At 56.7% G+C, this 21046-nt stretch carries 19 protein-coding genes; 10 read left to right on the forward strand and 9 right to left on the reverse strand.

Annotation, left to right across the window (positions count from 1 at the left end; all coding sequences use genetic code 11):
- Positions 1-34: 34 nt before the first annotated feature.
- A complete protein-coding gene (locus KO1_RS06585; protein WP_004106976.1) occupies positions 35-1426 on the reverse strand; it encodes a nucleobase:cation symporter-2 family protein in 1392 nt (463 codons plus the stop codon).
- A gap of 286 nt (positions 1427-1712) precedes the next feature.
- Here KO1_RS06585 and gltS point away from each other — a divergent pair, with 286 nt between their 5' ends.
- Positions 1713-2915, forward strand: coding sequence for a sodium/glutamate symporter (gene gltS / locus KO1_RS06590; RefSeq protein WP_004116504.1), 1203 nt, complete (start codon positions 1713-1715; stop codon positions 2913-2915).
- Between the two features lie 218 nt (positions 2916-3133).
- On the opposite strand, the gene glpK is transcribed toward gltS, so the two are convergent.
- Both glpK and KO1_RS06600 read right to left on the reverse strand, forming a co-directional pair.
- Positions 3134-4645: a glycerol kinase GlpK gene (gene glpK / locus KO1_RS06595; RefSeq protein ID WP_004106971.1), complete on the reverse strand. Its 1512-nt coding sequence runs from the start codon at positions 4643-4645 to the stop codon at positions 3134-3136.
- 21 nt (positions 4646-4666) lie between these two features.
- The gene (locus KO1_RS06600; RefSeq protein ID WP_004106970.1) at positions 4667-5518 is read right to left on the reverse strand and encodes an MIP/aquaporin family protein; all 852 of its coding nucleotides are present in this window, start codon (positions 5516-5518) and stop codon (positions 4667-4669) included.
- A 443-nt stretch (positions 5519-5961) separates the two neighbouring features.
- Between KO1_RS06600 and zapB the strand changes: the two genes are divergently transcribed.
- The 8 genes from zapB (at position 5962) to KO1_RS06640 (ending at position 14136) form a co-directional block, all read left to right on the forward strand.
- A complete protein-coding gene (zapB, locus tag KO1_RS06605) occupies positions 5962-6207 on the forward strand; it encodes a septal ring assembly protein ZapB (protein ID WP_009652751.1) in 246 nt (81 codons plus the stop codon).
- A gap of 150 nt (positions 6208-6357) precedes the next feature.
- Positions 6358-7347 carry a sulfate ABC transporter substrate-binding protein gene (locus KO1_RS06610; protein ID WP_004106966.1) on the forward strand — a complete coding sequence of 330 codons (990 nt, stop codon included), beginning with the start codon at positions 6358-6360 and terminating at the stop codon, positions 7345-7347.
- Between the two features lie 217 nt (positions 7348-7564).
- On the forward strand, positions 7565-8326 hold the full coding sequence (locus tag KO1_RS06615) for a CDP-diacylglycerol diphosphatase (RefSeq protein ID WP_024274822.1): 762 nt from the start codon (positions 7565-7567) through the stop codon (positions 8324-8326).
- A gap of 266 nt (positions 8327-8592) precedes the next feature.
- A complete protein-coding gene (locus KO1_RS06620) occupies positions 8593-9927 on the forward strand; it encodes an MFS transporter (RefSeq protein ID WP_017145229.1) in 1335 nt (444 codons plus the stop codon).
- A 10-nt stretch (positions 9928-9937) separates the two neighbouring features.
- Entirely contained in the window at positions 9938-10897 is a 960-nt protein-coding gene (locus tag KO1_RS06625; RefSeq protein WP_004116482.1) for an aminoimidazole riboside kinase, read from the forward strand.
- A gap of 9 nt (positions 10898-10906) precedes the next feature.
- A complete protein-coding gene (locus KO1_RS06630; protein WP_032729143.1) occupies positions 10907-11947 on the forward strand; it encodes an ADP-ribosylglycohydrolase family protein in 1041 nt (346 codons plus the stop codon).
- Positions 11948-12009: 62 nt separating this feature from the next.
- Positions 12010-12732 (forward strand): GntR family transcriptional regulator, encoded by a 723-nt coding sequence (locus tag KO1_RS06635; RefSeq protein WP_004106944.1) that lies wholly within the window; start codon positions 12010-12012, stop codon positions 12730-12732.
- A gap of 99 nt (positions 12733-12831) precedes the next feature.
- Complete coding sequence (locus tag KO1_RS06640) at positions 12832-14136, forward strand: SLC13 family permease (protein WP_032729142.1); 1305 nt, start codon at positions 12832-12834, stop codon at positions 14134-14136.
- 105 nt (positions 14137-14241) lie between these two features.
- Here KO1_RS06640 and tpiA read toward each other — a convergent pair whose 3' ends face one another.
- Positions 14242-15009, reverse strand: a complete 768-nt coding sequence (tpiA, locus tag KO1_RS06645) for a triose-phosphate isomerase (protein ID WP_004106939.1) — start codon at positions 15007-15009, stop codon at positions 14242-14244.
- A 108-nt stretch (positions 15010-15117) separates the two neighbouring features.
- Positions 15118-15717: a DUF1454 family protein gene (locus tag KO1_RS06650; protein WP_017145231.1), complete on the reverse strand. Its 600-nt coding sequence runs from the start codon at positions 15715-15717 to the stop codon at positions 15118-15120.
- Between the two features lie 112 nt (positions 15718-15829).
- Here KO1_RS06650 and KO1_RS06655 point away from each other — a divergent pair, with 112 nt between their 5' ends.
- A complete protein-coding gene (locus tag KO1_RS06655; RefSeq protein ID WP_004106933.1) occupies positions 15830-16258 on the forward strand; it encodes a DUF805 domain-containing protein in 429 nt (142 codons plus the stop codon).
- Here KO1_RS06655 and fpr read toward each other — a convergent pair whose 3' ends face one another.
- From fpr to trmH, 4 genes are all read right to left on the reverse strand, one after another.
- The gene (gene fpr, locus KO1_RS06660) at positions 16259-17005 is read right to left on the reverse strand and encodes a ferredoxin--NADP(+) reductase (RefSeq protein WP_004106932.1); all 747 of its coding nucleotides are present in this window, start codon (positions 17003-17005) and stop codon (positions 16259-16261) included.
- Between the two features lie 95 nt (positions 17006-17100).
- The gene (gene glpX, locus KO1_RS06665) at positions 17101-18111 is read right to left on the reverse strand and encodes a class II fructose-bisphosphatase (RefSeq protein ID WP_016809637.1); all 1011 of its coding nucleotides are present in this window, start codon (positions 18109-18111) and stop codon (positions 17101-17103) included.
- A gap of 54 nt (positions 18112-18165) precedes the next feature.
- Positions 18166-20247 carry an ATP-dependent DNA helicase RecG gene (gene recG, locus KO1_RS06670; protein ID WP_032729141.1) on the reverse strand — a complete coding sequence of 694 codons (2082 nt, stop codon included), beginning with the start codon at positions 20245-20247 and terminating at the stop codon, positions 18166-18168.
- Positions 20248-20252: 5 nt separating this feature from the next.
- Positions 20253-20942: a tRNA (guanosine(18)-2'-O)-methyltransferase TrmH gene (trmH, locus tag KO1_RS06675; RefSeq protein WP_004106929.1), complete on the reverse strand. Its 690-nt coding sequence runs from the start codon at positions 20940-20942 to the stop codon at positions 20253-20255.
- Positions 20943-21046 lie beyond the last annotated feature (104 nt).

The following is a 21046-nucleotide window of genomic DNA, read 5'->3' on the forward strand; positions in this document are numbered from 1 at the left end:
GGCCGACGTTGCGCGGCCGGAGCATCAGAGAGGATCAGTTTTTCTCTGGCGGGAAAATCAGATTCAGAACAATCGCCGTGATACCGCCGGCGGCGATACCGGAGGAGAGCAGATTCTTCAGCCAGTCAGGGGCGAACTGCAGGATCAGCGGCTGCTGGGAAACGCCAAGGCCGACGGCCAGCGACAGGGCGATAATCAGGATCGCGCGGCGGTTCAGCGGCTCGCGGGAGACGATACGCACGCCGGAGGCGGCAATGGTGCCGAACATCACCAGCGTTGCGCCGCCAAGCACCGGCTCAGGAATATGCTGCACGAAGCCGCTCACCGCTGGGAACAGGCCGAGCACGATCAGCATCAGCGCGACCACAAAACCAACATAGCGGCTGGCGACGCCGGTCAACTGAATCACGCCGTTGTTCTGGCCAAAGCAGGAGTTCGGGAAGGTGTTGAATACCGCCGAAACAAACGAGTTCAGACCGTTGGCCAGCACGCCGCCCTTCAGACGCTTCATATATAGCGGGCCGGAAACCGGCTGCTCGGAAACGTCAGAGGTGGCGGTGATATCGCCGATGGTTTCCAGCGAGGTAATCATAAACACCAGCATCAGCGGCAGCAGCAGATTCCAGTCGATGCCCAGCCCGTAGTACAGCGGCGTGGGAACCATAATCAGGCTGCTTTCCGTCGGTGCGGTATTGGTCGGCAGCATATCGAGTAGCCATGCCGCCAGGTATCCGGCCGCCATCGCGATAACCAGCGAAGCGATGCGCAGATACGGGTTGCGCTGGCGGTTAAGGATAATAATCAGCGCCAGCACGATCCCCGCCAGCAGCAGGTTTTTTGGCGCGCCGAAGGTGTGGTCGGCCATGGCGGCATAGCCCCCGCCGATGGAGGTCAGGCCAACCTGAATCAGCGACAGGCCGATAATCATTACCACCACGCCGGAGACCAGCGGAGTGATTATGCGGCGGGCGAGATGCAGAACGCGCGAGAGAACCATCTCCGTGCAGCTGGCCAGCATCAGGGTGCCGAACAGCGCGGCCATCATGGTCGGAACATCGGCGCCGCCGGTTTTCAGCGCGGTTCCGCCCATAATCAGCGGAGCGACGAAGTTAAAGCTGGTGCCCTGAATCGAAAGCAGACCAGAACCCACCGGGCCCCAGGCTTTAATTTGAATGATGGATGCCACGCCGGAGGCGAACAGGGACATGCTGATGATGTGTTGTGTATCCTGAGCCGGGAGGCCCAGAGCCTGACAAATTAACAGCGCCGGAGTGATAACCGCGACAAACATCGCCAGCAGGTGCTGGAACGCGGCGAACAGCGTTTGCGGTAGCGGCGGGCGGTCTTCAAGGCGGTAGATTAATTCGCTGGTTTGCTTATGCGCAACCGGTTGCGCATTTTCTGATTCTGCGGTGTTAACGGACATCACAACAATCCCAAAGGTGGCAAAGCGGGGATTTTATCGGACTATAGACCAAAAGCAAACGTTTGCCACTCTTTAGCGGCAAATATTTATGCAGGGAATAGGTGTCAAATATTTATTAACATTTTGTATGCTTGATCGCATCATTATCCCTACAAAATATCTTTTCCTGTCCTTTTTTCCGTACTTCTGCTTAAAATCCCTTCCCGATTACTCATGATGAGAAGCAATCGACACCGGGAATTTCGTCGCGTGTGAATGGATCATGCGCCTATAAGGAGCTCTTTTTATGTTTCATCTCGATACCTTATCGACGCTCGTTGCCGCAACATTAGTGTTGCTACTAGGTAGAAAACTCGTTCAAACCGTCCCTTTCCTGAAGAAATACACTATTCCTGAGCCCGTGGCGGGCGGTCTGCTGGTCGCTCTGGCGCTGCTGGTATTAAAGAAAAGCATGGATATCGAAATTGATTTCGATATGAGCCTGAAAGACCCGCTGATGCTGGCTTTCTTCGCCACTATCGGCCTGAATGCCAACCTCGCCAGCCTGCGCTCTGGCGGCAAAGTGGTGGGGACATTCCTGATCGTGGTGGTGGGGCTGCTGCTGCTGCAAAACGCCCTCGGTATCGGCATGGCGAAGCTGCTGGGCCTCGACCCGCTGATGGGGCTGCTGGCCGGTTCGATTACCCTTTCCGGCGGCCACGGTACCGGCGCGGCGTGGAGTAAACTGTTTATTGAGCGCTATGGCTTTGTCAACGCCACCGAAGTGGCTATGGCTTGCGCAACCTTCGGTCTCGTTCTTGGCGGCCTGATCGGCGGGCCGGTGGCGCGCTATCTGGTCAAACACTCTTCATCACCGGACGGCACGCCGGACGATCAGCTCGCGCCGACCGCGTTTGAAAAGCCGGATATGGGGCGCATGATCACGTCGCTGGTGCTGATTGAGAGCATCGCGCTGATCGCCATCTGTTTGACGGTAGGGAAGATCGTTGCGCAACTGTTGGCGGGGACCGTATTCGAACTGCCTACCTTCGTTTGCGTGCTGTTTATCGGCGTTATCCTCAGCAATAGCCTGTCAGCACTTGGCCTGTACCGCGTATTCGACCGCGCGGTGTCGGTGCTGGGTAACGTCAGCTTGTCGCTATTCCTGGCGATGGCCCTGATGAGCCTGAAGCTGTGGGAGCTGGCGTCGCTGGCGCTGCCGATGATTGCCATTCTGGCGGTGCAGACGATAGCAATGGCGCTGTATGCGGTATTTGTGACCTATCGAATGATGGGTAAAAACTACGATGCCGCGGTGCTGGCCGCCGGCCACTGTGGTTTCGGCCTCGGCGCGACGCCGACGGCGATTGCCAATATGCAGGCGATTACCGATCGTTTCGGTCCGTCGCATATGGCGTTTCTGGTGGTGCCGATGGTGGGGGCGTTCTTTATCGATATCGTTAACGCGCTGGTGATTAAGCTCTATCTGCTGCTGCCGGTATTTGGCTGATAAAAACCCGGAGGTGGTGCGCTACGGGATTATGCGGTCTGCGGGCTGTAGCCCAGGTAAGGCGTATACGCCGCAACCCGGGGATACTCCGGGATTCATGACTCGGCGTGGCTTCTCGCCGGCTCGCGCTGCGCTTAGCCGGGCTACGGGGTGTGCGGTCTGCGGGTTGTATCCCGGCTAAGGCGTTTACGCCGCCAGCCGGGAATACCTCAACAATCTTACGCTTCGTCGTGCTCTTCCCACGCCAGCGCGCGTTTTACCGCCTTCTTCCAGCCGCTGTAGCGATAGTTACGCTCGGTGGTTTCAATTCCCGGACGGAACTCGCGCTCGATCACGGCTTTCTCCTGCAGCTCATCCAGATTCTGCCAGAAGCCCACCGCCAGACCGGCCAGATAGGCTGCGCCCAGCGCCGTGACTTCGCGGACTTCCGGGCGTTCTACGCGGGTGCCGAGAATATCGGACTGGAACTGCATCAGGAAGTTGTTGGCGACCGCGCCGCCGTCAACGCGCAGGGCGTGCAGACGGATCCCGGAGTCAGCCTGCATCGCTTCCAGCACGTCGCGGGTCTGATAGGCGATCGATTCCAGCGTGGCGCGAATAATATGGTTGGAATTGACGCCGCGGGTCAGGCCGAAGATCGCCCCGCGGGCATACGGGTCCCAGTAAGGCGCGCCGAGCCCGGTAAACGCCGGAACCACGTACACGCCGTTGGTATCCTTCACTTTGGTGGCGAAATATTCGGAATCGAACGCGTCGCTAATCAGCTTCATCTCATCGCGCAGCCACTGAATGGAGGCGCCCGCCATAAATACCGCGCCTTCCAGCGCATAGTTCACTTCACCGCGCGGGCCGCAGGCGATAGTCGTCAGCAGGCCGTGCGTTGATGCCACCGCTTTCTCGCCGGTATTCATCAGCATAAAGCAGCCGGTGCCGTAGGTGTTTTTCGCCATCCCCTCTTTAACGCACAGCTGGCCGAATAGCGCCGCCTGCTGGTCGCCCGCGATGCCGGCGATCGGAATACGCGTGCCGCCCTTACCGCCGATGTTGGTCTGGCCGTACACTTCGGAAGATTTGCGCACTTCCGGCAGCATGGCGCGCGGAATATCCAGCGCGTCGAGCATTTTGTCGTCCCAGTCCAGTTCGTGGATATTGAACAGCATGGTACGCGAGGCGTTGGTGTAGTCGGTAACGTGAACGCGTCCCTGGGTCATTTTCCAGATAAGCCAGGTGTCTACGGTGCCGAACAGCAGCTCGCCGCGTTTTGCGCGCTCGCGCGCACCTTCGACGTGGTCAAGGATCCACTTCACTTTGGTTCCGGAGAAGTAGGGGTCAACCACCAGGCCAGTTGCCTTACGGATGTACTCTTCCATGCCGTCGCGCTTGAGCTGTTCGCAGATCTCGGCGGTACGGCGGCACTGCCAGACGATGGCGTTATAAATCGGCTTACCGGTTTCGCGCTCCCACACGATGGCGGTTTCACGCTGGTTGGTAATGCCGATCGCGGCGATTTCATCGGAACTGATATCGGCCTTTGCCAGCACTTCAACCAGCGTAGAGCTTTGCGATGCCCAGATTTCCATCGGGTCGTGCTCAACCCAGCCTGGACGCGGATAAATTTGTTCGAATTCTCGCTGAGAGACGCTGACGATATTGGCATCGTGATCCATTACCACGGCGCGGGAGCTGGTGGTGCCCTGGTCGAGCGCTACGATATATTTTTTGTCGGTCATAGTATGAGTCCCGTAGTCAGATTACAGCGAAGCTTTGTGTTGTGTCGTAGAGGGAGATGCGGCTTCTTTCTCTTCAACGACGCAGGTGTCGCAAGGCAGGTGGCGGCCAATCAGCTTGCGGTAGCAGAATGCGCCCAGCGCAGCACCGACGATTGGCGCACACAGCGGCACCAGAAAATAAGGAATATCTTTACCGCCGGTGAAGGCGACGTTGCCCCAGCCTGCCAGCCAGGCGAAGGCTTTCGGTCCGATATCACGCGCCGGGTTCATGGCGAAGCCGGTCAGCGGGCCCATGGATGCGCCAATGACGGCGATCAGTAGACCAATCAGCAGCGGCGCCAGCGGGCCGCGCGGCACGCCGTTGCCATCATCGGTCAGCGCCAGAATGACGCCCATCAGGATAGCGGTAATCACCATTTCTACCGCGAAGGCCTGCACAAAATTGATATGCGGGTTTGGATAGGTAGAGAAAATACCCGCCAGCTCAAGACTTTCGACGCTACCGCGCACCATATTGTGGGTATGTTCGAAATCGAAGAAAAGATTGTAATAAAGCCCGTAAACTAAAGCCGCAGCGCAAAAGGCGCCAGCGAATTGCGCAATGATAAAAGGAACAACTTTACGACCGTCAAAGCAGGCGAACAGCCACAGCGCGATGGTCACCGCCGGGTTAAGGTGCGCACCGGAAACCCCTGCGGTCAGGTAAATCGCCATGGCGACGCCCAGACCCCAGATGATGCTGATTTCCCACTGACCGAAGCTGGCTCCCGCGACCTTAAGCGCAGCGACGCACCCAACGCCGAAAAAGATCAACAACCCGGTACCGAGGAACTCTGCGATGCACTGGCCTTTTAGTGTTGATGTTTGGCTCATAATCGAATCCTGAAGCGAAGTGATGATTATTGTATGTGTGAAGGTCGCAGGCGACCACGCTGCCATGTAGGCATAGTGTTAATTTATCGTTAACGAACAAAAACGAGAAATATCGAAATTCAAATGTGTGTACCTCGTCAAGAAAATGAGCGTTTTCGCGCCATAAACGCGTGTTCGGTCATTTGCGGGAGCGTTTCACCGCTCATTTTTTTAACGAGGTGATTAACAATTACGAAAAAGTACCGGGTAAAAGCGGCGAACGGACCAGGTAAAGACTGAAAAGTGTTGCAAACCGCAATCTACGCGGGTTGTCGCTGGACAGGGGCGGCGGGGCTTCATACAATCGACTACATCACCACTGTAGTGCGCTAATTTTCGTTAAGGCGTCAACGCGTATACGAAACGGACGGTTTCTATCAACGCCTTGCAAGTTCAGGAGAGGTATGACGATGTCATTAGAAGTGTTTGAGAAATTAGAATCTAAAGTTCAGCAGGCGATTGATACCATCACTCTGTTACAGATGGAAATCGAAGAGCTGAAAGAAAAGAACAATACGCTGGCGCAGGAAGTACAGAGCGCCCAGCATAGCCGTGAAGAGCTTGAGCGTGAAAACGGTCAGCTTAAAGAACAGCAGCAGGGCTGGCAGGATCGTCTGCAGGCGCTGCTGGGCCGTATGGAAGAAGTCTGATGCTTCCCGCCTCCTCCCGTTCGGGAGGAGGCAAACTCACCTCGCTCTATATACTCACAAGTTATAGCCAATCTTTTTTTATTCTTTAATCATCAGTCTGCTTTCTGGCACGCTTAATCCATCACAACACTACATAAAGAGAGCGGTGCGATGAATAAGTGGGGCGTGGGGTTAACTCTGTTGCTGGCATCCGCCAGCGTTCTGGCAAAAGACATTCAGCTATTAAACGTTTCTTACGATCCGACGCGCGAGCTGTACGAACAGTACAACAAAGCCTTCAGCGCGCACTGGAAGCAAGAAACCGGCGACAACGTGGTGATTCGTCAGTCACACGGCGGCTCCGGCAAACAGGCGACCTCGGTGATCAACGGCATTGAAGCCGATGTGGTGACCCTTGCGCTGGCCTATGACGTCGATGCGATCGCCGAGCGTGGACGAATCGACAAAAACTGGCTGAAGCGTCTGCCGGATAACTCCGCGCCGTATACCTCAACCATCGTGTTCCTCGTACGTAAAGGTAACCCGAAGCAGATTCATGACTGGAACGACCTGATCAAACCGGGCGTGTCGGTGATTACCCCGAACCCGAAAAGCTCCGGCGGCGCGCGCTGGAACTATCTGGCGGCCTGGGGCTATGCCCTGCACCAGAACAACGGTGATCAGGCTAAGGCGCAGGAGTTCGTAAAAGCGCTGTTTAAGAACGTCGAAGTACTGGATTCCGGCGCCCGCGGTTCGACCAACACCTTTGTGGAACGCGGGATCGGCGATGTGCTGATTGCCTGGGAAAACGAAGCCCTGCTGGCGACCAACGAACTGGGTAAAGACAAATTCGAGATCGTCACCCCGAGCGAATCGATTCTGGCCGAGCCGACCGTTTCCGTGGTGGATAAAGTGGTCGACAAAAAGGGCACTCGCCAGGTGGCGGAAGCGTATCTGAAGTATCTCTACTCGCCGGAAGGCCAGGAGATTGCGGCGAAGAACTTCTATCGTCCGCGTGACCCTGAAATCGCGAAAAAATACGCGGATGAGTTCCCGAAACTGAAGCTGTTCACCATCGATGACGTGTTTGGCGGCTGGACTAAAGCGCAGAAAGAGCACTTCTCCAACGGCGGCACCTTTGACCAGATCAACCAGCGTTAAATAGCCTCTCCTTATCCCCGCTCGCGCTGCGCGTAGCGGGGCGACAACGCTTGTCGCCCGGGTAAGGCATAAGCCGCGACCCGGGGCAGAGTAGTCTGGTAGCCCGCTCAGGCGCGTTAAGCACCGTTTCCGGCAAAACTCACCGCACCTCCTCTCGTTTTCATTTGGTCATCAAACTGCGCTACTCTTCCGTTTCTGGCTGAGACAGGAAAAAATAATGCGAAGAGTACGACACCTTTTTTTAGCGCTGGTGGTAGTGGTTGTGGCGGCGATGGCTGGCGGCTACTACTGGCTTCATTCCGGCAACCGTGACGCGTTGCGTCACATTGTTCTGCAACAGTGCGTCCCTCATCAACAGCAGAATCACAATCCCGCGCCCTGCGCGGAAGTGAACCTGAAGGGCGGCTATGTCCTGTTTAAGGACCGCAATGGCCCGCTGCAGTATTTGCTGATGCCAACCTACCGTATCAACGGCACTGAAAGCCCGCTGCTGCTTGAACCGCTGACGCCGAACTTCTTCTGGCAAGCCTGGCAGGGACGCGAAATCATGAGCCAGCACCGTGGCTCTGCCGTACCGGATGAGGCGGTCTCGCTGGCCATCAACTCGCGCAGCGGACGCACGCAAAATCATTTCCATATTCATATCTCCTGCCTGCGACCTGATGTGCGCCATCAGCTGGATAGCCAGGCTGCCGCTATCAGCAGCCGCTGGTTACCGCTGCCCGGTGGGCTCATGGGCCATGAATATCTGGCGCGCCGCGTAACCGAAACCGAACTGGCGCAGCGCAGTCCGTTCCTGATGCTGGCTGAAGAGGTGCCGGAAGCGCGAGACCATATGGGCCGTTTCGCGCTGGCGATGGCGAAGCAGAGCGACGGCTCGCTGCTGCTGCTGGCAACCGAGCGTAACCTGCTGACGCTGAATCGCGCATCGGCAGAAGAGGTTCAGGACCATAGCTGCGCCATTCTCGCATCCCGTTAATTTTCTTTACGTTCCCGCTATTCATTATCTCCTTGATTCTTATCCCGGTTTAACGCCGGGGTAGGATCGGGTGCATAAAAATATGTGAAACCGATCAAAAGATATAAAGGTATACCTTTATATCTTTTTGAGGATGGTTACACTCTCTTCATAGCCTCTATTGCGTGTCGGACAGGCGGCTTATTTATAAAAACGTTTTTATTTCATGTAGTGACATCATTAATTGTTTCCTCTATTTGCGCGGCTAAGCGTAAAGGAATATCAACATGAAACTTTCTATCGTGGAAAAAATCGGCTTCGGCGCAGGAGATATGGCGATAAACGTTGTGATCATCGCCATGCAGCTGCTTCTCGCCTATTTTTATACCGATATCTACGGCCTGAGCGCCGCTGATGTTGGCGTACTTTTCGTGGTTGTGCGGATGATCGATGCCATTATCGATCCGGCCATGGGCGTCCTTACCGATAAGCTGAATACGCGCTGGGGACGCTATCGCCCGTGGCTGCTGTGGTTTGCCATCCCTTTTGGCTTCGCCGTTTATTTAATGTTTATCACGCCTGATATGGTTTATATGGCTAAGCTGGCGTGGGCCTATGGCACCTATATTCTGATGACCCTGGTCTATACCGCTATCACTATTCCCTATATCTCGATGATTGGCGTGATTACCAGCGATCCCGTGGAACGGCTAAGCGCAAACGGCTATCGCTTTGTGATGACCAAAATTGCCGCTTTTCTGGTGACTATTGTCGTCCCGATGCTTGCCGTCTGGCTTGGGCAGGGCAACAAGGCCCTGGGTTACCAGTTTTCTATGGGGCTAATGGGCGCGATGGGGGCCCTGCTGTTTATCTTCTGTTTTCTCACCACTCGTGAACGTAGCGAGCCGGAAATTACTTCGCTATCGGTAGGGAAGCAGTTTAAGTATCTGTTACGTAACGATCAGTGGATTATTCTTGGGGTTGTTATTTTATTGCTGATGTGTGGTTACGTTATTCGCGGTTCCGTCGCGGCCTATTATGCCAAGTATTATCTTAATGGCGGCGATAGCCTGATTTCACCTTTTCTGACTACCGGTGTTGTCGCCTCTATTCTGGCGATGATCGCCACCACCTGGATAACTAAATTCTGGGATAAAATTAAGATGTTCCGCTACACCCAGATTATTACCTTTGTACTAAGCGCGCTGATGTATTTCTTCGTCGGGCGTGAAAATCTTATCCTGGCATTTACGTTCTATTTTCTTATTAATTTCTTCTGCGATATGCAAATGCCGGTGTTCTGGTCCTCTATCGCCGAAGCGGTGGATTATGGCGAAAAGAAAACCGGGCTGCGGGTATCCGGCCTCGCGTTTGGCGGCATTCTCTTCTTCCAGAAGTTTGGTATGGGGATCGCGGGGGGCGTACTGGGATTCCTGCTGAGCCACTTTGGCTATCAGGCCGACGTTGAACAGAGCGCGCGTTCGCTCACCGGTATTGCGCTGATGATGACGCTCATTCCGGCCCTTTTCCATCTTGCGGTTGGGTTGCTTATGAAAAAGTATCTGATTAATAACGAATATTATCGTGATATTCAGCTAGCCCTTGCGCAAAAACAGGCATAAGGAGGCGTAAATGAATGCCATGAATAAGGTTTGGGCGATCGGCGACGCCTCCGTAGACCTCGTACCGGAAAAACAGAACAGCTACCTGAAATGTCCCGGAGGCGCTTCGGCGAACGTGGGGGTCTGCGTTGCCAGGCTGGGCGGAACGTGCGGTTTTATCGGCTGCCTTGGCGACGATGACGCCGGGCGTTTCCTGCGCCAGGTTTTTCAGGATAACGGCGTCGATGTCTCTTCGCTGCGGCTGGATGCGAGCCTGACCAGCGCGGTACTGATCGTCAATCTGACGGCTGACGGCGAGCGCAGCTTTACCTATCTGGTACATCCGGGGGCTGATACCTACGTTTCACCTCAGGATCTGCCGACGTTCAGAAAATACGAATGGTTTTACTTTAGCTCCATTGGTCTCACCGACAGCCCCGCTCGCGAGGCATGCCTTGAGGGCGCGCGAAGAATGCGGGAGGCCGGCGGCTACGTTCTGTTTGATGTCAACTTGCGCAGCAAGATGTGGCGCAATGCCGCTGAGATCCCTGACCTGATCGCCCGCTCCGCTGCGCTGGCGTCTATCTGCAAAGTCTCGGCAGATGAGCTGTGTCAGCTGAGCGGCGCCAGCCACTGGCAGGATGCGCGGTATTACATGCGCGATCTGGGCTGCGAGACCACCATCATTTCGTTGGGGGCCGAAGGAGCGTTGCTTATCACCGCCGAGGGAGAGTTCCTTTTTCCTGCCCCGCGCGTGGAGGTCGTCGATACCACCGGAGCCGGTGATGCCTTTGTTGGCGGCCTGCTGTTCACGCTTTCCCGCGAAAACCACTGGAATCATGCCCTGCTGGCGGAGGCGATCAGCAATGCCAACGCCTGCGGAGCGATGGCGGTGACGGCAAAAGGGGCAATGACTGCTCTGCCGTTTCCCGACCAGCTCAATACTTTTCTGTCCAGCCGTTCGCTGGCACAAGCCATGACCGTGAAATAAGGAGTCATCATGCACGTTGATCAAAACAAAATACTGGGATGCCTGGTGGGTGCCGCCGCCGCGGACGCGATGGGCGCGGCGACGGAAGTACGGACTCAGCAGCAAATTAAGGACTATTTCGGCGGCTGGGTGACGACCTTTCAAAAACCGCCAGCGGATACGTTTGGCCGCTGTAACGAAGCGGGTATGTGCACGGATGATTTTATTCAGGCGAAATACATTATGGAAGCGCTGCTGCGCCACCAGCGCCAGGTCAGCGATGAGGCGATGCGCGAGGCCTTCCAGCAGTGGCTGGATTACCCTTACTACGCCAACTTTACCGGCCCGACAACGCGTGCGGCAATGAAAGCGATATTCAATGACCATCGCGCCTCCTTGCAGGGTGATCTTGAAGGCGAAAAGCAGTCGGTACAGATTATTAATAAGGGAAACGCGGAAGCCACCAACGGCGCCGCCATGAAGATTTGGCCTGCGGCGGTACTGCATCCGGGAGATATTGATGCGGCGATTCACTGCGCGCTGCAGATTTGCCGCTTTACGCATAATAACGTGCTGGCGATGTCCGGCGCAGCGGCGATGGCGGCGGCAACCAGCGAAGCGTTACGATCGCAGACCAATGCGGACACCATTATTGCCGCCGGTATTTATGGCGCGCAAAGAGGCTATCTGCTGGCGCAGGATCAAGGGGCGATGATGGTGGCAGGCCCATCCGTTGCCCGACGCATCGAACTGGCCGTGGCTATCGGTCAACGGCATCGTCATTGGGAAACGGCGGTGGTGGAACTTGCCGATATTATTGGTTCCGGGCTGCACGTCAGCGAAGCCGTACCGGCGGCCTTTGGCCTGTTCGCGTGTTGTCCGAATTCTGCCGTAGATGCTATTATCTCCGGCGTTAATATCGGCAATGATACTGATACTGTCGCTACCATGGTTGGAGCGATTTCCGGCGCATTCCATGGCGTGGAGGCTTTTCCCGCCGATTATTTAACGACCGTGGATCGTATGAATCATTTCGATTTGGCACAACTGGCCAGGCAAATCGCAGGGTAGCGAATTCACCCTGCCGGGGACGGTAAAACGTCCCCTGCTGGCGAAGACGTGAGGTGCGCAGTTTGCAGGTTGATAAAACGAGCTTTACTCCGCTTTATAAGCAACTATTTTTTATCATCTGTCAGCAGATTCAGAATGGGTCCTTGCCGTTAGGCAGCCAGCTGCCGACGCAAAAAGAGGTTGCCAGAGCCTATAACGTCTCGCTCATCGTGGTTAAACAGGCCTGGAGCGAATTAATCAATGCGGGCATTATTTCGTCCCAGCGCGGAAGCGGATCGGTAGTGTGCTCTGTGCCGGAGGGAGTAAGCTACGGCCACACGTTTCGCGGCATTACCAGCGATCTTCAGGATGCCAGCGTCGAGATAGAGAACCGTATTCTTGAGATCGCGCCGCGTCGCGCGCGTGACGCTCAGGCAGATGGTTTGAGCCTGCCCGCCCATCATCATTATCTCTATATCTCGCGTATTCGTTGCCTGAACAATCGCCCGTTTAACCATGAAAAGATCTATCTCGATCTTAGCTTCTTTCCCAATCTGCAGCTCACGCCAGAGGCGCTGGAGCATACGTCGCTTTATTCGCTATTAAACGTCACCAGTGACTCGGCGACTGAAAAGGTGGAGGCGATCTTACCTTCCGCCGACCTGTGCGAAAAGCTGCAGATTGCGGCGAATAAACCACTATTATCCGTCGCCAGACAGACGTTTCAGGCCGGGCATAACAGCCCTTTCGAATATTGCCGCTATTACGTGCTGTCGGAATACTTTGGCGAAATTCATTATCACTAATCTGCCCGCACCAGAGTTGTCATAACCCCCACTATATCTGGCGTTTACCTGCCCTGTTGTCCGTCGTATTCTTGCTGAAAAAACCGACAGGAGACAGGTATGTCGCTCTGGTTGTCCCATCCTCTGTTCCTTCCTTCAATTATCGTTGGCCTCACTATCCTGCTTTGGGCGACATCGCTCCTGCCGGAGTTTATGACCGCGCTGCTGTTTTTTGCCGCAGCGATGATCGCTAAAATCGCGCCGCCGGAGGTGATTTTCGGCGGCTTCGCGTCGTCGGCATTCTGGCTGGTGTTCAGCGGCTTTGTGCTGGGGATTGCTATCCGCAAAACCGGGCTGGCGGACAGGGCGGCACGGGCGCTTTCGTCGCGTCTGACGGATTCCTGGCCGCTGATGGTCGGCAGCGTGGTGCTGCTCAGCTATGCGCTGGCGTTTGTGATGCCGTCCAATATGGGGCGCATCGCGCTGCTGATGCCGATTGTGGCGGCAATGGCCAGGCGTGCCGGTATTGAAGAGGGAACGCGCCCCTGGTTTGGCCTGGCGCTGGCGGTGGGGTTCGGTACCTTCCAGCTGTCTGCCACTATTTTACCGGCGAACGTCCCGAATCTGGTGATGAGCGGCGCGGCGGAGGGATCGTACGGTATCCATCTGAATTATCTGCCCTATTTACTGCTGCATACGCCGGTGCTCGGCTGGCTCAAGGGGGCGGCGCTGATCGCGCTGATATGTTGGCTGTTCCCGGGGAAACCGCATCCGCCGCGCGATCTGTCGCCGCTGCCGCCGATGAGCCGCGATGAGAAGCGCCTTGCCTGGCTGCTGGTCGTGGTGCTGACGCTCTGGGTGACGGAGAGCTGGCACGGCATAGGGCCAGCCTGGACGGGGCTGGCGGCGGCGGTGATAACGCTGCTGCCGCGAGTCGGTTTTATCCGCGGCGAGGAGTTTTCCAGCGGCGTGAACATCCGCACCTGTATTTACGTCGCCGGAATTTTGGGGCTGGCAATCACCGTGACCCAGACCGGGATCGGCGGTGTGGTGGGGAATGCCCTGCTGCAGATTATGCCGCTGGATAAAGAGAGCCCGTTTACCAGCTTTCTCGCGCTGACCGGTATTACCAGCGCGCTAAACTTTATTATGACCGCGAACGGCGTACCGGCGCTGTATACCACTTTCGCACAGAGCTTCTCCGATGCGACCGGCTTCCCGCTGCTGAGCGTGATTATGATTCAGGTGCTGGGATACTCCACGCCGCTGTTGCCGTATCAGGCGTCACCGATTGTAGTGGCGATGGGGCTAGGGAAAGTACCTGCACGGGCGGGAATGCTGCTGTGTATTGCGCTGGCGGCGGTGAGCTATTTAATTCTGCTGCCGCTGGACTATCTGTGGTATCAGGCGTTGGGCAAACTGTAGCCTGTTTCGTTCGGGGATTTTGCCGGAGGCGGCGCTGCGCACCTGTCCGGGCTGCCAGGCACTCCCCGGTTGCGAAGCGCGACCGGGGAGTGCCTGTAAAGCGAATTACGCTTTTTTCGCGGCTTCTGCTGCTTTAACGATTACCGCGAAAGCGTCCGCTTTCAGGGATGCGCCGCCAACCAGCGCGCCGTCGATGTCCGGCTGGGTGAACAGTTCTGCTGCGTTGCCCGCGTTAACGGAACCGCCGTACTGGATAATGACTTGTTCAGCCACTTTCGCATCGGCTTTCGCGATGTGATCGCGAATGAATTTGTGTACTGCCTGAGCCTGAGCCGGGGTAGCGGATTTGCCGGTACCGATCGCCCATACCGGTTCGTAAGCGATAACCGCGCCTTCGAACGCCGCCGCGCCCTGGGTTTTCAGAACGGCGTCGATCTGACGTGCGCACACTTCTTCGGTTTTGCCCGCTTCGTTTTCCGCTTCGGTTTCACCGATGCACAGTACCGGGATCAGGCCCTGCTCTTTCAGTACCGCGAATTTCTTAGCGATAAACTCGTCGGACTCTTTGTGGTAGGTACGACGCTCGGAGTGGCCGATGATGATGTATTCAGCGCCGATGTCTTTCAGCATTTCGGCAGAGGTTTCGCCGGTGAATGCGCCGGACAGGTTCAGATCAACGTTCTGCGCGCCCAGGTGAATGTGGCTGCCGGCAGCGGCTTGTTTAGCCAGGTCGATGTACATCTCAGGCGGAGCAATGGCAACTGCACAGCCGGTAACGCCTGCCAGTTCGGTACGCAGGTTCGCGACCAGTTCGTTTACCATGTGGCGGCTGCCGTTCAGTTTCCAGTTACCCATCACTAAAGGATGTCGCATTTTTATTCTCCACGCTTTAAAGCGAATTAAGGAATATAGCCGCCCCCGCGGGCAGCATGGTCTGTGAAACAGTATAGAGATTCATCACTGGAAAGGCTTTGCTTTTTGTCATTTATTGTTGTTTTCCAGCGTTTCAGATAGCGCCAGCTTAATCGGTTCAACAGCGAAGGTCAGCCCCTTTTCGCCGTTGTCCGCCACCACATAGCGTACCGCGCCTTCGGTTTCCGAAAAGTACCGTTTGCCTTTTCCGGCGGCCAGCAGCTTTTGTAGCTTCTGTTGGCTCTGCGCCTGGCTGAGCGTCGGCACGAACGCGCGCATGACGGCGCTCATATACTCGAGGGCCCGGGCTTTCGCCGCTTTCTGCTGCGGCCCCTGAATCGGCAGCCAGGTTATCTGCATCGATTTAATTTTAAGCGTACCGCGCTCAAGCGCGGTCGAGGCATAAAGATTGTCGTTGATCCTGGTGGCGGCGCGGGTCAAATTCGCCTGGTCTTTACTGGAGGCGACGGCGCGAAACTCATTGAGCAAAAGCTTCGGGTTATCGGTATTGAATTTTTCCCGAAACGCGCTGATGGAGATATCAAACACCGGCGCGCCGGAGAGAAGATAGGGCGCCGTAGCGGCGGAGTCAGGCTCGGCGGACAACGCATTTTGGCCGACGGATAGCGCCGTCAGCCCAATTAAATATAAAGTTGCCCACTTCTTCATGCCCATCTTTCCTTTTTTTGTCTGCCGACGATTAAAACGAGAACCGTCACGCTTGTCAAAAAGTCACGCCTTCAGGGTAAACTACGTCGGTGATGATGATAAGGAATAAAACATGACCCTACAGCAGTGGCTATTCTCAATTAAAGGGCGGATTGGACGTCGCGACTTCTGGATCTGGATTGCTATCTGGATTGCGACCATGAGCGCGCTGTTCACGCTGGCTGGCAGCAACCTACTCAACTTACAGACCGCGGCGTTTATTCTGGTATGCCTGCTGTGGCCGACGGCGGCGGTGACCATTAAACGTCTGCACGACCGGGGGAAATCCGGCCTCTGGGCGCTGCTGATGATTCTGGCGTGGATGCTGCTGGCGGGGAACTGGTCGATGCTGCCGGGCGTCTGGCAGTGGGGCGTCGGGCGGTTTATACCGACGCTGATTATCGTGATGATGCTTATCGACCTGGGGGCGTTTGTCGGCACCCAGGGAGCAAATAAGTTTGGCAAAGAGACGCTGGACGTGCGCTGGAAAGCGGAGCCCTGATTACCAGTAGTGTTCGGCGGTCATATGACCCGGTCGGCGGCGCAGATGCTTGCTCATCTGCCGGGTCTCTTTCAGCAGCTGCTGAGTGTCGCGCACCATCTGCGGGTTACCGCACAGCATGACGTGGCTACTCTCGGCGTTCATTGGCAGGCCAACGGCCTCTTCCAGCGCGCCGGTTTCAATCAGGAACGGGATACGTCCCGTGAGCATGCCCGGCGCGGTTTCCCGACTGACGACCGACTGGATGCGCAGCTTGCCCGCATAGCGAGCTTCCAGCGCCTGCATCTGCGGCAGATAGCTGAGATCCGCGGCATAGCGCGCGGCGTGCACCAGTACGAGATTTTTAAAACGATCCAGGTCCTTCCCTTCTTCGAGAATTGACAGATACGGGCCAATCGCCGTGCCGGTGGCGAGCATCCACAGGGTGTCGCAATCCGGCACCTCTTCGAGCACGAAGAAGCCGGCCGCTTCGCTGACCACCTGCACTTCATCGCCCGGCTTCAGCGCCGCCAGCCGTGGGCTAAGTTTGCCTTCCGGAACCGTTACCAGGTAGAACTCAAGATCGGGATTACTGGGGGCATTGACGTAGGAATAGGCGCGCTGCACGCGTTCACCGTCGACATCCAGCCCCAGTTTGGCAAACTGCCCTGCGGTAAACGGTTCAACCGGTGCGTGAACGATGAGGCTAAACAGTGCATCCGTCCAGTTTTGAACTTTTACGACTTTGCCTGTAACCCAGTTTGCCATAGCGTCTCTCCTCTCAATCCTGTTAGCGTATCTTCACCGCGACGAGAGCAGAATTCCAGCCCGAAAAGGCTGGAAAGCTCTATTGATCAAATGTTTTACAGGATGTGTAGCTGGATATCCGGGTCTTTGCGATCGAGATAATGAATCGACTGAATTCGGCGGATAGTGCGGGATTTACCGCGGATCAGTAGGGTTTCGGTGGTGGCCATATTACCTTTACGGGTAATACCGTCCAGCAGATCGCCTTTGGTGATGCCCGTCGCCGAGAAAACGACGTTGTCGCTGCGCGCCATATCGTCCAGACGCAGCACTTTGCCTGCTTCGATGCCCATGGCCTGACAGCGTGCCAGCTCGTTCTCGCCGATGCGGCGGTTCTCTTCACTGTCGCCCTTAACGTGGTGGCGCGCCAGCAGACGACCGTGCATATCGCCGTCCAGCGCGCGGATCACCGCCGCTGAAACGACCCCTTCCGGGGCACCGCCGATACCGTACATAACGTCAACTTCGCTATCCGGCATGCAGGTCAGAATAGAGGCGGCAACGTCGCCGTCGGGAATAGCGAATACGCGCACGCCCAGTTTTTGCAGCTCAACGATGACCTCGTCATGGCGCGGCTTGGCTAAGATGGTAACGGTTAATTCACTTAGCGGCTTATTCAGCGCGCGGGCGATGTTTTGCAAGTTTTCCGCCAGCGGCAGGTTCAGATCGATGGTGCCTTTCGCGCCCGGACCGACAATCAGCTTTTCCATGTACATATCCGGCGCGTTCAGGAAACAGCCTTTATCGCCTACCGCCATCACCGCCAGCGCGTTGGCCTGGCCCATCGCCGTCATGCGGGTGCCTTCAATGGGATCGACGGCGATGTCTACCGCATCACCGTTGCCGGTACCGACGCGTTCGCCTATATACAGCATCGGCGCTTCGTCGATTTCGCCTTCGCCAATCACGATAGTACCGTCGATGTTGATCAGGTTGAGCATAATGCGCATGGCGTTGACGGCGGCGCCGTCGGCGGTGTTTTTATCACCACGGCCTAACCATTTATAGCCTGCCAGCGCGGCGGCTTCGGTGACGCGCGAAAATTCGATGGCCAGTTCTCGTTTCATAATCCACTCATCTGAATAAAAAATTATGCGCAGCGTGGCGGGATAACGTGCGCGCTACGCGTTGGAATAGCGTTCGGTTTCCGGCATCCAGCGCTCGATAAGCGCCTGGGCCTGCTGAGGATATCTTTCGTGTATATGACGGGCGATGCGCTGAACTTCGGGGATCATGGCCTGATCGCGCATTAAATCTGCGACTTTGAATTCAGCGTTGCCGGTCTGGCGTGTGCCGAGGAGCTCGCCGGGACCGCGAATTTCCAGGTCTTTCTGGGCAATGACGAAGCCGTCGTTGCTATCGCGCAGAACCTGCAGGCGCTTCTGCGTGGTTTTAGAAAGCGGCGATTTATAGAGTAGCACGCAGTGTGAGGCCACCGCACCGCGCCCGACGCGCCCTCTGAGCTGGTGCAGCTGAGCCAGCCCCAGACGCTCAGGGTTTTCGATGATCATCAGGCTGGAATTAGGCACGTCCACGCCGACCTCAATTACCGTGGTGGCGACCAGTAGATGCAGCTCGCCCTGCTTGAACGCGCTCATGACCGCCTGTTTCTCGGCAGATTTCATGCGCCCGTGCACCAGGCCGATATTCAGCTCCGGCAGCGCCAGCTTCAGCTCTTCCCAGGTGGCTTCCGCCGCCTGGGCCTCCAGCAGATCCGACTCTTCAATCAGCGTACAAACCCAGTAGGCCTGGCGACCCTCGTGAGTACAGGCGTTCCGTACCCGGTCGATAATATCGCTGCGGCGGGTATCCGGGATGGCTACCGTCGTAACCGGCGTACGGCCCGGCGGCAGTTCATCGATGACCGAGGTGTCGAGATCGGCATAAGCGGTCATCGCCAGGGTCCGCGGAATCGGCGTCGCGGTCATAATCAGCTGGTGCGGGTGAAAGCCCTGCTGTTGGCCTTTCTCCCATAGCGCCAGCCGCTGATGGACGCCGAAACGATGCTGTTCGTCGATAATCACCAACGCGAGGCCGTTAAACTGGACCTGTTCCTGAAAGATGGCGTGGGTACCGACCACCATCTGCACCTGTCCGCTGGCGATAGCCTCCTGCTGCGCCAGGCGCGCTTTGCCTTTTTGTTTGCCCGCCAGCCAGCCTACTTCAACGCCCAGCGGTTCAAACCAGCTGCGGAAGTTATTGGCATGCTGCTCAGCCAGCAGTTCTGTCGGCGCCATCAGCGCCACCTGCTTGCCGTGCGCGATGGCGCGCAGGGCGGCCAGCGCGGCAACCAGGGTTTTACCGGAGCCAACATCCCCCTGCACCAGACGCATCATTGGCACGTCCAGCGCCATATCGCGCTCAATTTCAGCCGTGACGCGCGCCTGCGCGCCGGTCGGCGTAAAGGGGAGAGAGGCCAGCAGCTTGTCTTTTAGCGTGTCGTTAGCGCTGAGCGAGAGAGCGTGGTAGCGCTGAGCGCCTGCCCGCAGCGCCAGCATGCTGAGGTTATGCGCCAGCAGCTCTTCCAGGATTAAGCGTCGCTGAGCCGGATGTTTGCCGCTTTCCAGCTCGCTAAGCTGTAAAGAGGGCGGCGGGCGATGCAGCGTGCGCAAGGCGTCAGGCAGGCTCATCATCCCCTGCGCCAGCTCCGGCGGCAGCAGCTCGGCGATAGCGCAGGTTTCAAGCAGCTCCAGCGCCTGGTCGGTGAGCTTACGCAGCGTAGCCTGCTTGATGCCTTCGGTGGTGGGATAAACCGGGGTCAGCGTTTCCTGTAAATCAGGGGTACTCATATCACCCTGAACCCGATATTCCGGGTGGATCATCTCCGCCCCGTGCTTACCGCGCTTCGCCTCTCCGTAGGCCAGCACGCGACGCCCGGTTGCCAGGCTATTTTTCATCGCTGCGCTGAAGTTAAAAAAGCGCATGGTGAGGATGCCGGAGCCGTCGCTTATCTGGCAGGTCATCATCCGGCGGCCGCCGAAAGTGATATTGCAGTTAAGAACTTCGCCTTCAACGGTGGCGTAAACGCCGGGCAGCAGTTCACCGATTTGATACAGATGGGTGCGGTCTTCGTAGCGTAGCGGCAGGTGCAGAAGCAGATCCTGCACCGTGTGCAGGCCGATTTTCGCCAGTCGGCTGCTCTGTGCCGCGCCAACGCCGGTTAGGGTATTAAGGGGGACGGCATCTAACAGGCGACCTTGCATCGTTTTTATCCTGCAGCCTGCATAGTGGCCCACCACGTGGCATCGGCTTCGACTTCGCCCAGCTCGTTGACGTGGGGGTAGGGTAGACCTTTACGTTTTGCGACCTTCGCCAGCACCGGATAGCCGCCTTCAAACAGCAGACGCTGCTGGTCTTCTTTCGGCAGCATGCTGTTGTCGCGCAGATACATGCCGGCGTTCTGCCGTTGGCGCTGGGCTTCATACAGAATAAGCGCCGAGGCGACGGAAACGTTCAGCGACTGCACCATGCCAATCATCGGAATAATGATGTCCTGATCCGCCAGGTCCAGCGCTTCCTGAGTAATGCCGGTTTTCTCCTGGCCCATCAGGATACAGGTGGGGCGGGTATAGTCGATTTCACGAAAATCAACGGCGTTATCAGAGAGATGGGTTGCCAGAATCTGCATGCCCTGGCCTTTTAAATGCGTGACGGCATCGCCAATAGTACGATGGGTTTTCACCTGCACCCAGCTATTGCTGCCCGCGGCTGCGGAGGCCATGGTACGCATACGGCTACCGGGCCAGATGGCGTGCACTTCATGCACGCCAACGGCGTCTGCGGTACGAATAATCGCAGAGACGTTATGAGGCTTATGGACCTGCTCCATGCAGACCGTCAGGTCAGGCTGACGCCTGGCGAGCATCTCGCAGATACGCGCATAACGCTGTAAATTCATTACACTTCATCCTTCGAATGACTCTTTAATCGCTGCGGATTACTCGGCCCATCCCTGGGCCTCGCCCCTTACGGAGCCGCTGTAAGCAGCGTTCAAATCTGCTC

It is taken from the genome of Klebsiella oxytoca NBRC 105695 (genome assembly GCF_001598695.1).
GTDB lineage: Bacteria > Pseudomonadota > Gammaproteobacteria > Enterobacterales > Enterobacteriaceae > Klebsiella > Klebsiella oxytoca.

Coding starts and splice junctions, on each gene's coding strand:
- KO1_RS06585 (WP_004106976.1), bottom strand. CDS start 1,426: ATGTCCGTTAACACCGCAGAATCAGAAAATGCGCAACCGGTTGCGCAT.
- gltS (WP_004116504.1), top strand. CDS start 1,713: ATGTTTCATCTCGATACCTTATCGACGCTCGTTGCCGCAACATTAGTG.
- glpK (WP_004106971.1), bottom strand. CDS start 4,645: ATGACCGACAAAAAATATATCGTAGCGCTCGACCAGGGCACCACCAGC.
- KO1_RS06600 (WP_004106970.1), bottom strand. CDS start 5,518: ATGAGCCAAACATCAACACTAAAAGGCCAGTGCATCGCAGAGTTCCTC.
- zapB (WP_009652751.1), top strand. CDS start 5,962: ATGACGATGTCATTAGAAGTGTTTGAGAAATTAGAATCTAAAGTTCAG.
- KO1_RS06610 (WP_004106966.1), top strand. CDS start 6,358: ATGAATAAGTGGGGCGTGGGGTTAACTCTGTTGCTGGCATCCGCCAGC.
- KO1_RS06615 (WP_024274822.1), top strand. CDS start 7,565: ATGCGAAGAGTACGACACCTTTTTTTAGCGCTGGTGGTAGTGGTTGTG.
- KO1_RS06620 (WP_017145229.1), top strand. CDS start 8,593: ATGAAACTTTCTATCGTGGAAAAAATCGGCTTCGGCGCAGGAGATATG.
- KO1_RS06625 (WP_004116482.1), top strand. CDS start 9,938: ATGAATGCCATGAATAAGGTTTGGGCGATCGGCGACGCCTCCGTAGAC.
- KO1_RS06630 (WP_032729143.1), top strand. CDS start 10,907: ATGCACGTTGATCAAAACAAAATACTGGGATGCCTGGTGGGTGCCGCC.
- KO1_RS06640 (WP_032729142.1), top strand. CDS start 12,832: ATGTCGCTCTGGTTGTCCCATCCTCTGTTCCTTCCTTCAATTATCGTT.
- tpiA (WP_004106939.1), bottom strand. CDS start 15,009: ATGCGACATCCTTTAGTGATGGGTAACTGGAAACTGAACGGCAGCCGC.
- KO1_RS06650 (WP_017145231.1), bottom strand. CDS start 15,717: ATGAAGAAGTGGGCAACTTTATATTTAATTGGGCTGACGGCGCTATCC.
- KO1_RS06655 (WP_004106933.1), top strand. CDS start 15,830: ATGACCCTACAGCAGTGGCTATTCTCAATTAAAGGGCGGATTGGACGT.
- fpr (WP_004106932.1), bottom strand. CDS start 17,005: ATGGCAAACTGGGTTACAGGCAAAGTCGTAAAAGTTCAAAACTGGACG.
- glpX (WP_016809637.1), bottom strand. CDS start 18,111: ATGAAACGAGAACTGGCCATCGAATTTTCGCGCGTCACCGAAGCCGCC.
- recG (WP_032729141.1), bottom strand. CDS start 20,247: ATGCAAGGTCGCCTGTTAGATGCCGTCCCCCTTAATACCCTAACCGGC.
- trmH (WP_004106929.1), bottom strand. CDS start 20,942: ATGAATTTACAGCGTTATGCGCGTATCTGCGAGATGCTCGCCAGGCGT.